This is a genomic window from Helicobacter anatolicus, assembly GCF_021300615.1.
Taxonomy (GTDB): Bacteria; Campylobacterota; Campylobacteria; order Campylobacterales; family Helicobacteraceae; genus Helicobacter_H; species Helicobacter_H anatolicus.
Window position 1 is genome coordinate 30336 of record NZ_JAJTMY010000004.1, and the last position, 13612, is coordinate 43947.

A 13612-nucleotide genomic window follows, 5' to 3' on the forward strand; every position below is an offset into this window, starting at 1 on the left:
TGCTTAAAATTTGAAAAACTGGAGCCCATAAGCGGGATTGAACCGCCGACCTCTTCCTTACCAAGGAAGTGCTCTGCCACTGAGCTATATGGGCACCCTAAATTATACAATAATATTGGAGCTATAAAAATATTTTTTGTAGAATTTCAGCTCCCAGTAAATGGAGCGGGAAACGGGGCTCGAACCCGCGACCCTCAGCTTGGAAGGCTGATGCTCTAGCCAACTGAGCTATTCCCGCATCATTATCTTTAAAATCTCTATCAAGTGGTGGTGAGACGTGGATTCGAACCACGGAAGACAAAGTCAGCAGATTTACAGTCTGCCCTCGTTGGCCACTTGAGTATCTCACCAACAAAATATTCTATAGAGAAACTGGTCAAACACTGAAACAGAAAGTCTGTATAAGGTTTGATGGAGCTGGTTAAGGGACTTGAACCCCCGACCTGCTGCTTACAAGGCAGCTGCTCTACCAACTGAGCTAAACCAGCACAATATTATTTAAAATATTGATGTGAAATTATAGACAAAAAAATTTTTTTTGTCAAGAAAATGAGGTGATTTTTCATTTATTTTATTTTTATACGCTTTTGATACTCTAGAATAACTTTTTCTCGTAGATTTAGCAGTTCTTCTGAACCTCTTCCTAAAGCTCTAAGCAAAATAAAACAATCATGTTTGCTTACACCTATATTCCCCTCTTCTTGCAATACCATTTCCCTAAATTCTTCAAAATCAATCATATCATTTTTAATAACCAAACTTAAATAATGAGTATAATTATCAAACATGCACATATTTTGAAGTTCCACATCTTTTGGCTCCAATAACATATTGTCATATAATTTTATTTTTTTATCAATAAAGATATGTAATTTAGAATCAAAACGCGTAAAATCAAAAACTTCATTTCTACTCACCCTGCCAGCACAAAATATCTCACTATAATAAAGCGTTGATTTTGCATCTAAAAAAATTTGTGTTGTATTTTCAAAATTTGACTGGGCGAATGGAATTACAGGTAAAGGAAAAAAATCAAGCATGGCATCATTTTCTACATGAACAATTGTTCGTCTCAAAGCCTTTCCATCTTGTGTATTATGAACTTTTTCAAAACTTTGGGAGGTTAATTTAATTTTACTATTTTTGCCTATAAAAATATCTATATCCTGACAATCCCCCTTCATTAATCCTGCAGAAACAGATAAAAGCATAATATTTGCCACATCACCCTCATAAATTGGGTCAATGATCTTAAGCGGTGGCGTAAAAAACATTTCCTCAATAACACTTTTTCCACTAACACCCAATTTTGTCTTTAGATGTAACTTTGTGGCTTGTGTGTAATTATTCATTATATTTCCTCTAAAAGTGCATATTTTTTAATCCAAGAAATAATTTTTTCCACCCCTTCTTTTTGGCGAATATTAGTAAAAATAAAAGGTTTTTCACCTCTCATTTTTTTAGAATCCCTATCCATTACTCCGAGATCTGCACCAACATAAGGTGCTAAGTCAATCTTATTGATCACCAATAAATCTGATCTTGTAATACCTGGACCACCCTTTCTAGGAATTTTATCTCCTTCTGCCACATCTATCACAAAAATTGTAAAATCTGCAAGTTCTGGACTAAAAGTCGCTGCTAAATTATCACCACCGCTCTCGATAAACAAAATTTCAATGTCTGGAAATCTCTGCATCATTTCTTCTACAGCTTCTAAGTTCATAGAAGCATCTTCTCTAATTGCAGTATGTGGACATCCACCCGTTTCTACCCCTATGATCCTCTCTCGTGGCATTACAGAATTTTTACTCATAAACTCTGCATCTTCTTTAGTATAAATATCATTTGTAATTACACCAATAGAATAATCCTTGCTCATTAAACGCGTAAGACATTCTATAAGTGCGGTTTTTCCACTACCAACAGGCCCACAAATCCCAATTTTTACCATATTTCACTCCTTTTTATGACATATATAGTCTAGAATAAAGATTCTCATGTTGCATTGCTTTAATATCATTATGAATACTAGCATTACAAAAATGCCCTTCTTCTAAACTTTGCAATTTTTTATAAATTACATCAAATTCTTGATGCAAGCGTGTTAGAATAATTTGTCCATCAGTTTGAGATAAAGGAATTGTTTTAACACAATTTGTCACAATTCCAGAACTTTGAGCATAAAGATAATGCTTAATAGCCTTTTCAAAATCAATTTGATTCACCATACAAAACACACCATACACACTTGCATGAATCGGCAATTCTGTCCTTTCCCTATATTGTTTAAGAAACTCCTTTTCCTCCAAGGGCAAGGCTTGTATGGTTTTTAAAAATCGCATTCCTAGTTTTCTCATACCATCACGCATCTCGCTTGCAGGAGTAGCTGCATTTGCCAAGTCTTCTAGCTCTAAGATTCGGTCAAGATTCTCGCCTGCCTTATAAATCAACTTAATCATCAATAAATCTGTATAAAGCACTTGTGTATTTAAATTAGATTTCAAATACGCAAATGCTTGTTCTTTATTTTTTACCCTTCCCATTTGTATATAACTCTCAAGCCCAAAAGAATGAGTATAACCCCCGATTGGAAATAACGAATCATTAACCTGTAATAATAAAAAATCCATCTACTTTTCCTTAATAATATTCACACTAAATGTATTACTTAACGCTATTTTTGCATTTGGTTCAGAGTGTGGCATACTCACATTTAATCGCTTTTTAGAATCCAAAACACTTTCTTTGATCTCATATTTTACCATAAGCTTTTCTGCAAGTTTTTGCAATGGCAACTCATAGGGTGTTTGAAATTCAAACTCACTATCTCCAAAAAACAATGAGGCATGTCGATTTCCCAATTCAAAATTAATTTTTGCAACTTCAACAACATCTTTTGCATAAAGATATAGAACCTTAGTTGCTAAGATTTTAAAAAAAATCACTAATCCATTTTCTTGATAAATAATATCTCCATCACTAATCCCCTCTTTTGGAGCAGATTCTAACTTCATTGCAATATCCCTACTTGCCTGCGTCATTAACCTAGCAATTTTTTTGCGAGTATCATACCAAGCGATTTCTATTATATCGCTCTGGTAATTTTCTAACGCCTGCGTATGGATATTGCCTAATATTTTATTTACTCTAATCAATACCAATATCCCGTAAGAATTAACCAAGCAGGAATCCAAGCCGTAAAAATTCCCTCCAAAATTGATAAATAAGGCACAAAAGATAATTCAATTTTTAGCACAGTCTCAATCCATCCTGTAAGCCACAAAATACCCCAAGCAAGCCAAATTACTGCAAACCAAAAGCCTTCAGTAGTATTACTTATATAACTCATATAAGCAGCAGGAATAGAATTAATTGCAACAAACAAGCTGTACCAGCCAAATGCTCTAGCATCAAGTTTAAAAAGATTGTTACATGCTATAAATAAATATGTAAAACCAAACAATAATCCTGTTGCCGCTGCATAAAAATCGACACGCCCATCCCCATCAATATCCGCGCTACCCTGTGCCATATCTCCGTGAATTAGCACAATAACATTTGCAACAATAGATAAAAAACCTACAAAAATATTCATGATAGAAGTAGTTTTTCCATCAATTTTTGCAAGTCTACAAATCCCATTATTAATCAAAACAATCGCAACATATAATAATACAATACCTAACATTCTTCCTCCTTAAGATAAATTTTCTACCTAATAAAGGTAGAAATACTATTAAAATAAGTTATAAAGTTGTCCCAAAGAAACTTTATCAACAAATTTAGAAGTAACTTTTTTACCATTTACTCGGACTTCATAAGTTTCAGGATCTACCTCAATCGGTGTAATCACATCATTATATTTCATATCTTTTTTTGTAACATTTCTACAATTCTTCACTGGTAGAATTTTTCGCTCTAAACCAAATTCTTCTTTAATATTCAAATCACAAGAAACTTGAGAAACAAAAGTAATGCCACAGTCATACTTTGCCTTCCCATGACTTCCAAACATATCTACATACACAATAGGTTCTGGAGTTGGGATAGAAGCATTAGAATCGCCCATTTTAGAGGCCACAATCATTCCACCCTTAATAATTGTTTCTGGCTTCACACCAAACATACTAGGCTTCCAAAGAATAAGATCTGCAATTTTTCCAACTTCAATAGATCCCACATATTCAGAAATACCATGTGCAATCGCTGGATTAATTGTATATTTTGAAATATATCTTTTAATTCTGAAATTATCATTTTCTCCTGTTTCTTCTTCCAATCTTCCAAATTCTCTTTTACACTTATCAGCTGTCTGCCAAGTTCTAATAATTACTTCACCCACTCTCCCCATTGCTTGAGAATCTGAACTTGTAATAGAAAAAATCCCCATATCATGCAACGCATCTTCTGCTGCAATTGTCTCTGGACGGATTCTACTATCTGCAAAAGCCACATCTTCTTTGATATTTTTGTCCAAATGATGACATACCATTAGCATGTCTAGATGCTCATCTGCTGTGTTTTTTGTAAATGGAATCGTTGGATTTGTAGATGCTGGTAAAATATTTGCTTCACCTGCAGCTTTGATAATATCTGGCGCATGCCCACCACCAGCACCTTCTGTATGGAAAGTATGAATTGTTCTACCACCAATAGCCATCAATGTATCTTCAATACACCCTGCTTCATTCAAAGTATCTGTATGAATTGCAATTTGCACATCATATTTTTCTGCAACATTTAAAGAATGATTAATAGCTGCTGGTGTTGAACCCCAATCCTCATGCACTTTTAATCCCAAAGCTCCTGCTTTAATTTGATCACTAAGTGCTTCTTCATTTGAACTATTCCCCTTGCCAAAAAAGCCAAAGTTCATCACATATTCTTCTGTAGCTCTAAGCATTTGTTTCATATGCCATTTTCCAGGAGTACAAGTTGTCGCGTATGTCCCTGCAGCAGGACCTGTACCACCACCAATCATTGTTGTAACACCGCTATAAAGTGCTGTAGGAATTTGTGTAGGAGAAATATAATGGATATGCGTATCAATTCCCCCAGCAGTTACTATCAACCCTTCACCTGCTACTACTTCAGTGCCTGCACCAACAATCATTGTATCGCAAACACCATCTTGTGTATCTTTATTCCCTGCTTTCCCGATACCAACAATCTTACCTCCCTTTAGACCGATATCAGCCTTATAAATTCCAGTATAATCAATAATAATAGCATTTGTAATTACTGTATCTAATTCATTTGCATTTGCACTTACAGATTGCGCCATACCATCACGAATAGTTTTTCCGCCACCAAATTTAATCTCTTCACCATAAATCGTATAATCTTTTTCAATTTCAGCAAAAAGTTCTGTGTCGCCTAATCTTACTTTATCACCAGTAGTTGGCCCATACATTGAAGCATATTCTTTTCTTGAAATTTTAATCATTATTATCTCCTTATTTTATAAATCCCTTAGCTTTTGCCACTTCCAACGCTTTTTGTTTATTTTCCTGACTAATTTGCCCATTATTCAAATCATTAAATCCATAAAGCCTTTGATTCCCACCAAAATCGATCAACTCTACAGTTTTTGTTTCTCCAGGTTCAAATCGCACAGAAGTCCCTGATGCAATATCTAATCTCTTACCATAAGCTTTTTCTCTATCAAAACTCAAAAGTTTGTTTGTCTCAAAAAAATGAAAATGTGACCCTACTTGTATTGGTCTATCTCCATTATTTGTTACCACAATTTTAATAGATTCTCTACCTGCATTAAGAATAATATCCTCATCTTTTAAAATATATTCTCCAGGATTTAGCTTACCATTATCTTCAATCGGAGTATGCACAGTTACAAGTTTTGTACCATCTGCAAAACTTACTTCAACTTGTACATCATGAATCAAACTTGCAACTCCATCCATCACATCATCAGCTTTCAGTATTTGTTTACCATAGCTCATTAATTCTGCAACACTTTTTTTGCCTTCCCTAGCAAGCTCCATAATCTCCATGCTAATCAAAGCAATTGCTTCTACATAGTTTAATTTTATTCCTCTTTCCTTACGCTTTTTTGCCAACTCGCCAGCATAATGCAGCATCATTTTATCCAATTCTCTTGGAGTGAGTCTCATTGCATCTCCTTGTATTTTTTTTTGATATGAAATATAATTTAAACATATTTTTTTAAATATCTTCACAAATATTTAACACTTATAAGTAATAATTTCAAACCTAATTTTCAAATTATTTAAAGAAAGAATTTTATGCAACCTCTTGTTTCTATTATTGTGCCCATTTTTAATGTTGAAGATTATCTTAAAGAATGCCTAGATAGTATTGTTAATCAAACCTACCATAATTTAGACATTATTCTAATAAATGATGGGAGTACTGATAAAAGCTTAGAAATTGCAAAAAAATACTGTGAAAAAGATTCTAGAATTTTACTTATTGATAAACCCAATGGCGGATTATCTAGTGCAAGGAATATGGGGCTTGAATTTATAAAAGGTACCTTATTAAGAGATTATTTAGAAAATACAAATCCTTTAAAAGATAAAAAAACTCATAGGGGGGGGGGGTAGCACACAAGATTTAAAAATTATAGAATCCATAGAAAGACAAAATGATTTTTCAAGTCCTGTACAATCCAAAAATATCGCTGATATAGCTAAATATTTTTATTATATAGATTCTCGCCATATACAAACAGATCTTTGCAATAACCTTCCATGTATTTTGCAAAAATTGCCAGAAAATCGCTACATACATTTTATCGATAGTGATGATTATTTCACAAAAGATTGTATCCAAAAATGCATTGAATCTTCACAAAATGGGCAGCATGACATTGTATGCCATGGACATAAAAACTATATACATACTAGCAAAACTTTTACAAAAGATTCTAATCAAGAAAAAAACCGATTATACCGCGATGGAATAGATTTTTTCTCACATTATAAAAACTTTTATTTCACTTGGGTATGGAAAGGAATTTTTAAAACTGATCTTCTTAATGCCTATAATCTAAGATTTCAATTTCAAATGGATTATGAAGATTGTGATTTTGGAACGATACTTTTTTTACTTGCCAAAAACTCCATTGTAACGAAAGATTTTATAGGTATTATCTATCGCATTCGCCCACATTCTCTCTCAAATTTTTATTTAGATAACGATTTCCCACCAAAAATGCCCGAGCATCTAGAAAAAATCAAAAAATTTTTTAAAACCTATAAGCAGCTAAAAATCTATGCGGGAGCATCTTGCTATCTAAGAATTACTACAACACTAAAAAACATGCAGAATGCCTCCCAAAGTACTATAGAACAAAAAAAGATTTTGCAAAGATTTTGTTTTGCTTTTCTTACTCTATGCGTTCTGACACAATGGGGTATTTTTTTTCAATGTAAAAAAATTGATCCGCATAATATCAACCCTATTATAAAAGTTTATTATAAAAATCTTTCTCTCAAAGAAAAAATCCAAATCAAAATGATATTTATTAAACATAATAATATTATTCGTGTTGCTCTAAGAAAGCTTAAAGCCTTCCTAAAAAACCTAATTCTGCATTATAATTCAAAAACCTGATGATAATATTTTTTAACAAATTCCTCATAATTAATATCATAAAATCTTTCAGGATAGGCTTTCATTGCAATAAAAAGTGCAATTAATGGCATTCTTGGCCCTGCAATATCCATAGCAGGAAGTTTAAAAACTTGTTTATTTTTCACAGCGCGAATATTTTTCAATTGAGGCTGCTTTAAAACATCTTCCACACTTAAAGGGCTAAACCACCATAAATAAATTATTTCAGGATCCTCTTTAATAATATTTTCTAAATTTACTTCCGCTCTTCCCTGTTTAATATATTTCAACCCAATATTATCTACACTTGCCGCTTTCAAAATTGCAGAATCCATATTCTGATGACCACTAAGATGATTGATTTTTGTAAAAATTTCAATGACTCTTTTTTGTTCTACATTCTCTGTGCGTTTTTTAATAAGATCCAAAACTTCTTGCATCACAGCAAGCTTGTTATCTGCAATATCACTTTTACCAAATAACTTTGCTTGTATTCTAATATGCTCAAATACATCCGCAACACTTTGAGTTTTCAAAGATAAGAATTTAATACCAAACTTTTCAGCAAATGCAATAGCTTGAAGATTTGCAGGATAAGTGACAACCAAATCAACTCCCATTGTTTTTAATTTTTCTACATCAATATTGGCATAATGTCCGGTAGGAAATTTCTCTATCCTACTTAAATCTGGAGTATTTTTTATAATATCTATCTCAAATGCATAACCAGAAAGTCCTACAACCTTATCCCAAATCCCAAGCATAGGAGGAATCTCTACATAAGTCCCTAAATATACAATTTTTTGAGGAAAATGATCAATTGTATGCTTTCCAAAATAATCTTCATATTCCATAGTTTTTGCTTCAATGGCACTCATACCTACTATCAATAAACCTAAAACCAAAAAAATTTTTTTAATCATTCTTGTCCTCTTTTTTAATCCAAAACTACTTCTGGTATTTTCTACCTAAAATTTACCTAAAAAAACTTCCCACCAAATTCAACATAAAAACTTGCACCAGATCCACGATATTGATCCCAAAACTTTTGATTTGTAAAATTAAAAAAGCTAATACTTAAATAATTTTCGTTTTTAAACTCATATCCAACTTTAAAATCAAAAATTAATCTCGCGGTAATATTACCAAATTTAGATTCTATAGGTTTATTATCAATACTTATGTAAGCTCCACTTTGCCCCTGCATTTGCAAACTACCATAAAATCCTCCATTACCTCCATAATTCAATGCCACTCCTCCCATATGTTTTGGAATCGACGGAATCATCTTGCCGTTATACGCAGGATTTTGTGGATTTTTCAGTAAAATTGCTCTTGTAAAAGTATAATTTGCACTAATACTTAAATCCCTAAAAATCTTTTGTTCTACCTCTACCTCCACACCATTAAAACGATTATGACCACCATTTTTATTTACAAAAGGATCGCTCTGTATCCCTGAACCACTTTTATAAATTGCATTATACATTTCTGTCTGATAATAATAAATCTTTGCTGCACCACCATAAGAATTTCTCTGTTCTATCCCTATATCAAACTGCAAACCATATTCTGGAGAAAGATTCACATTTGAAGCTTGAAAATCTCCATTATGGGCATGTGCATAAAGTTCTGTGGTATTTGGCGCTCTAAAGGCCAATCCAATAGACCCCTTTATTGTAGTAAATTCCCAAGGATTATAGCTAATAGCAAACTTTGGAGATGGAAAAAATTTATTTGTACCATCAAAAGTTTGTTTTAAGGGATTATCTGCTGTGCTATCTAAGGTAGACATATTAAAATTTTTCCAATAATCTAGCCTTAAACCAAGATTAGTGGAAAGATATTTATTCCATCTTGCTTGCCAAGAAACAAAAGATGCCAATACAAAAGCACCACCCGTATTTCTATCAAATACTCCATCATAAAAATCCCAAAAATTCTCTTTACCAAAATCCTTGACATAATTATGTTCATTTCTAGAAAGCATTAATCTAGCCTGGAATCCAGCTATAATAGAATGATTTTTATTAATTTTTCCAAAATAATTAATATCTAGATAATTGCTTGAAGCATAATTATCCAAACTTCTTCCTGGACCTCCATAAAGATAAACTCTTCTTGCTTCTGCAACATGATCTTCTACAACCCCCTTTCCTTGACAATTTAGTCCATTACAACCATTTGAAAAATGACTAACTAAATTCACACTAGAAAGAACAATATTTAAATAATCATCATCATTAAAATAGTATTTATGGCCAATAGATCCAACAATATTATATTCCTGTCGAAAACCTCCCCAGCCAGTCCCCACAAAAGGATTAAAATATCCTACAGAACTACTATCATCAGATTTTAAAATATCATATCCAAAGACAGAGCCATTTTTATCTTTCATAAAAGAAAGAGCATTGTTTTGATTATCCTTAATGTGTGAAAAATTAATACTCAAACTCGTCGTATTAGAATCATTCCAATCATATTCTGCTTTTATTCTTGCATCTTGTGTAAGATAACCCGTCCTTCCTACTTCTCCTACAATATCTCCATTATTAATCTCAGAACCATCTAAATGCGTTGCTCCTGCTTTTTGTCCTTGTTTAATTCCAGATGCAATTGCAGGAACCCTATAAGCACCATCACTAGAACTAAAAGAATAACTTGCACGCACTCTTAAACGATGATCTAAAAAGGCATTCCCGACACTAAAATAACCTCTTACAAGATTCTTTTCGGCTTTGTTTCTTTGAATCTCATTACCATAACCCAAACTTGCTCGAGCCTCTAGCTTTGTAGGCATTTTAGTAATAAAATTAATCACCCCACCAATACCTCCTGTCCCATAAAGACTGGAGAATGCTCCTCTTACAATTTCAATACGATCAATATCAAAAGGAGAAATGGATTGCATAATTCTAAACTCTCCCTCCAAATCATTAAGAATTACTCCATCAAGCATCAAAAGAGTTCCATAAGGTATTCCCCTCATAAAAACTTGAGGGCGACCATTATAGCCAGTGTTTTTATCCACCCTTATTCCAGCACTTTTATCTAAAATATCACTTATTTGCTTACTAGATTGAATCTTTATTCTTTTAGAATCCACAAAGCTTACATTACCAGGTGCTTCAGTAATAAGTGTTGGAATCTTATTTGATGTGCTTACAATCGGTGTAAGATTTTTTTCTTCCGCAATTAATATTCCTGTCAATACAAAAGGTGCAAAAACAAGAGGCCAGTATTTTTTACACATAATATTTCCTTAAGTTTAGTATTACTTTTTTTAAAAAAATATTACTATACTAGAAACCACTTATACTTGTCAAGAAAACTTCATAATTTCATAAATTTTATAAAACATAGGTATTGAATAAAACTTATAAAAATTAATTTGCATAATAACCGGCAAGAAATTTTTCAATCAAAATTAATGGGGCAGTTTGATCACAATATCATCATCAAAAACACAACTAGATTCCCACCACTTTTTCCATATCCTTAACATGGTAGGAATTTCTATAAAGAATATTAAGATAAAGAATTTTTTAATAAGGTTTTAATTCATGTCTTCCAAAACAATCTTATATTCCAAGACAAAATACAAAATAATACACATAAGAAAATTTAAAATCTTATTAGTTTTTTGCTCCTTAAAAGAATTTACTACCAATCTCTACATAAAAACTAGCACCTGATCCGCGATAATAATCCCAAAACTTTTGATTAGTAAAATTTAAAAAACTCACACTTAAATAGGTATTGTTTTTAAATTGATACCCTGCTTTAAAATTAAAGATCAAACGCTTATTGACATTTCCAAAACCAAATTTTACTGGCTTATTTTCAATGCTTGTGTATGCATCGCTTTGTCCTTGCATTTGCAAACTTCCAAAAAAACCTCTATTTCCACCATAATTTAATGAAATTCCTCCCATATGCAAGGGGATTGAAGCCATTTGATGTCCATTATTTTGAGGTTTTTTAGGATCATTTAATAAAATTGCTTTTGTAAAAGTATAATTTGCACCAAAACTCAAATCTCCATAAATTTTTTGATCAATCTCAATTTCCACACCATAAAAACGACTTCTGCCACCATTTTGATTCTTGTAAGGATCTTCTGCTGTTCCAGCTCCTCCCTTATAAATTGCATTAAACATCTCTGTGTGATAATAATAAATCTTTGCTACACCACCATAAGGATTGCGCTGTTCAATTCCAATATCAAATTGTGCTCCATACTCTGGAGATAATGTTGGATTTGAAACTTGATTATCTCCTGCATGTGTATGCGCAAACATTTGTCTTGTATTAGGTGCACGAAATGCTAAACCTACTGAACCCTTAATGGCAGTATATTTCCAAGGGCTATAATTAATTGCAAATTTTGGAGAAGGAAAAAACTCATTTACACCATCAAATTTCTGTAAATTTGGATTATCTGAAGTAATGTCAATTGTACTCATATTAAAATTTTTCCAATAATCTAATCTTAAACCAAGATTAGTGGAAAGATATTTATTCCACCTTGCCTGCCAAGAAGCAAATGCTGCCAAAGTATAAGCTGCACTATTATCCTGACCCCAATAAGAATCATAAGTCTGCCAAAAATATTTAGAGGCAAAATCACTTACATAACTCCTTTGATTACGCGCAAACATTAAGCGTGCTTGAATTCCTGATACTATAGAGTGGTTTTTATTTAAATCGTTGGTATAGGTAATATCCAAATAGTTACTAGAGGCATAATTATCACTACTACTTCCCCTGCCACCAAAAATATAAGAATTCTTTGCTTCATTAGTCACATCTCTCCCTGGTCCTGAGCAATTTTTACCATTACAACCATCATCCCAGTAGTTTATTAAATTCACACTAGAAAACACAATATTCAAAAAAGAAGTCTCATTAAAATAATGCTTATGACCAATAGAAGCAACAATATTATATTCTTGCCTAAATCCCGCCCATCCTGAACCTATAAAAGGATTATAATATTTATCATCACTTGTCGCATAGCCAAAAACACTGGCACCACTTTTATCTTTTAACTTTGTGATTGGAGAATGTTGATTTTCACTGATTGTTGAGAGATTTAACATAAGGTTTGTAGTATCGTTCTCTCCCCAATCATATTCTGCCTTAAATCTTGCATCTTGTGTGAGATAAGCACTTCTCCCTACCCATCCTACTTCCATGCCATTTTGGATATTTGCCCCATTTTGCAAAGTAACATCACTAGCAGTCTGACCATTATCTAGCCTTGCAATTGCAGGAACCCTATAAGCACCATCACTAGAACTAAAAGAATAACTTGCACGCACTCTTAAACGCCCATCTAAAAACACATTTCCCAAACTTAAATATCCTCGTACCAAATCTTTTTCTGCTTGAGTTGTCACAAGTTCATTACCATAACCCAAACTTGCTTGCATTTCTAATTTTTTTGGCATTTTAGTAATAAAATTAATCACCCCACCAATACCTCCTGTCCCATAAAGACTAGAAAATGCTCCTCTTACAATTTCAATACGATCAATATCAAAAGGAGAAATGGATTGCATAATTCTAAACTCTCCCTCCAAATCATTAAGAATTACTCCATCAAGCATCAAAAGAGTTCCATAAGGTATTCCCCTCATAAAAACTTGAGGGCGACCATTATATCCTGTATTCTTATCTACCCTAATGCTCGCCACTTTATCTAAAATATCACTTATTTGTTTGCTGGATTGCTTTTTAATTTGTTCAGAATCAACTAAACTCACATTGCCTGGAGCTTCAGAAATTAAAGTAGGGATTTTATTTGAAGTACTTACTATCGCTTCAAGTTTTTTTGTTTCTTCTGCAACCAATATTCCTGTCAATACAAAAGGTGCAAAAACAAGAGGCCAGTATTTTTTACACATAATATTTCCTTAAGTTTGATATTACTTTTTTTAAAAAAATATTACTATACTAGAAACCACTTATACTTGTCAAGAAAACTTCATAATTTTATAAAACA

Annotated in this window: 11 protein-coding genes, 4 tRNA genes and 1 pseudogene; 2 read left to right on the plus strand and 14 right to left on the minus strand. The window is 32.7% G+C overall.

Annotation, left to right across the window (positions count from 1 at the left end):
* Nucleotides 1–19 precede the first annotated feature (19 nt).
* From LW133_RS05815 to ureA, 11 genes are all read right to left on the minus strand, one after another.
* A tRNA-Thr gene (locus LW133_RS05815) sits at nt 20–94 on the minus strand.
* Between the two features lie 67 nt (nt 95–161).
* Nucleotides 162–238 (minus strand) — tRNA-Gly (locus tag LW133_RS05820).
* A 27-nt stretch (nt 239–265) separates the two neighbouring features.
* Nucleotides 266–350 (minus strand) — tRNA-Tyr (locus LW133_RS05825).
* A 62-nt stretch (nt 351–412) separates the two neighbouring features.
* Nucleotides 413–488: transfer RNA gene (locus LW133_RS05830), tRNA-Thr, on the minus strand.
* 78 nt (nt 489–566) lie between these two features.
* Entirely contained in the window at nt 567–1352 is a 786-nt protein-coding gene (locus LW133_RS05835) for an urease accessory protein UreD (protein WP_233077481.1), read from the minus strand.
* Nucleotides 1352–1954: an urease accessory protein UreG gene (ureG, locus tag LW133_RS05840; protein WP_233038182.1), complete on the minus strand. Its 603-nt coding sequence runs from the start codon at nt 1952–1954 to the stop codon at nt 1352–1354. Before ureG ends, LW133_RS05835 begins: the two co-directional genes overlap by 1 nt.
* A 13-nt stretch (nt 1955–1967) precedes the next feature.
* On the minus strand, nt 1968–2633 hold the full coding sequence (locus LW133_RS05845) for an urease accessory protein UreF (RefSeq protein WP_233077482.1): 666 nt from the start codon (nt 2631–2633) through the stop codon (nt 1968–1970).
* A complete protein-coding gene (gene ureE, locus LW133_RS05850) occupies nt 2634–3158 on the minus strand; it encodes an urease accessory protein UreE (RefSeq protein WP_233077483.1) in 525 nt (174 codons plus the stop codon). It abuts the gene before it with no gap.
* Nucleotides 3155–3691: an AmiS/UreI family transporter gene (locus LW133_RS05855; RefSeq protein WP_233077484.1), complete on the minus strand. Its 537-nt coding sequence runs from the start codon at nt 3689–3691 to the stop codon at nt 3155–3157. Before LW133_RS05855 ends, ureE begins: the two co-directional genes overlap by 4 nt.
* Nucleotides 3692–3739: 48 nt before the next feature.
* Nucleotides 3740–5449, minus strand: a complete 1710-nt coding sequence (gene ureB / locus LW133_RS05860; RefSeq protein WP_233077485.1) for an urease subunit beta — start codon at nt 5447–5449, stop codon at nt 3740–3742.
* A 10-nt stretch (nt 5450–5459) separates the two neighbouring features.
* Entirely contained in the window at nt 5460–6137 is a 678-nt protein-coding gene (gene ureA / locus LW133_RS05865) for an urease subunit alpha (protein ID WP_233077486.1), read from the minus strand.
* Between the two features lie 132 nt (nt 6138–6269).
* On the opposite strand from ureA, the pseudogene LW133_RS05870 reads away from it, so the two are divergent.
* Both LW133_RS05870 and LW133_RS05875 read left to right on the plus strand, forming a co-directional pair.
* Nucleotides 6270–6518, plus strand: a pseudogene (locus LW133_RS05870) (glycosyltransferase family 2 protein); the annotation flags it as partial.
* 226 nt (nt 6519–6744) lie between these two features.
* The gene (locus tag LW133_RS05875) at nt 6745–7602 is read left to right on the plus strand and encodes a glycosyltransferase (RefSeq protein WP_233077487.1); all 858 of its coding nucleotides are present in this window, start codon (nt 6745–6747) and stop codon (nt 7600–7602) included.
* Here LW133_RS05875 and LW133_RS05880 read toward each other — a convergent pair.
* From LW133_RS05880 to LW133_RS05890, 3 genes are all read right to left on the minus strand, one after another.
* Complete coding sequence (locus LW133_RS05880) at nt 7584–8525, minus strand: ABC transporter substrate-binding protein (RefSeq protein ID WP_233077488.1); 942 nt, start codon at nt 8523–8525, stop codon at nt 7584–7586. The two genes, LW133_RS05875 and LW133_RS05880, sit on opposite strands and share 19 nt — an antisense overlap.
* 56 nt (nt 8526–8581) lie before the next feature.
* Nucleotides 8582–10858 carry a TonB-dependent receptor gene (locus LW133_RS05885; RefSeq protein ID WP_233077489.1) on the minus strand — a complete coding sequence of 759 codons (2277 nt, stop codon included), beginning with the start codon at nt 10856–10858 and terminating at the stop codon, nt 8582–8584.
* 397 nt (nt 10859–11255) lie between these two features.
* The gene (locus LW133_RS05890; RefSeq protein ID WP_233077490.1) at nt 11256–13514 is read right to left on the minus strand and encodes a TonB-dependent receptor; all 2259 of its coding nucleotides are present in this window, start codon (nt 13512–13514) and stop codon (nt 11256–11258) included.
* Nucleotides 13515–13612 lie beyond the last annotated feature (98 nt).

What these genes read in the sequence shown, in the direction of transcription:
- LW133_RS05835 (WP_233077481.1), bottom strand. Translation starts at nt 1,352, where the DNA reads ATGAATAATTACACACAAGCCACAAAGTTACATCTAAAGACAAAATTG.
- ureG (WP_233038182.1), bottom strand. Translation starts at nt 1,954, where the DNA reads ATGGTAAAAATTGGGATTTGTGGGCCTGTTGGTAGTGGAAAAACCGCA.
- LW133_RS05845 (WP_233077482.1), bottom strand. Translation starts at nt 2,633, where the DNA reads ATGGATTTTTTATTATTACAGGTTAATGATTCGTTATTTCCAATCGGG.
- LW133_RS05855 (WP_233077484.1), bottom strand. Translation starts at nt 3,691, where the DNA reads ATGTTAGGTATTGTATTATTATATGTTGCGATTGTTTTGATTAATAAT.
- ureB (WP_233077485.1), bottom strand. Translation starts at nt 5,449, where the DNA reads ATGATTAAAATTTCAAGAAAAGAATATGCTTCAATGTATGGGCCAACT.
- ureA (WP_233077486.1), bottom strand. Translation starts at nt 6,137, where the DNA reads ATGAGACTCACTCCAAGAGAATTGGATAAAATGATGCTGCATTATGCT.
- LW133_RS05880 (WP_233077488.1), bottom strand. Translation starts at nt 8,525, where the DNA reads ATGATTAAAAAAATTTTTTTGGTTTTAGGTTTATTGATAGTAGGTATG.
- LW133_RS05885 (WP_233077489.1), bottom strand. Translation starts at nt 10,858, where the DNA reads ATGTGTAAAAAATACTGGCCTCTTGTTTTTGCACCTTTTGTATTGACA.
- LW133_RS05890 (WP_233077490.1), bottom strand. Translation starts at nt 13,514, where the DNA reads ATGTGTAAAAAATACTGGCCTCTTGTTTTTGCACCTTTTGTATTGACA.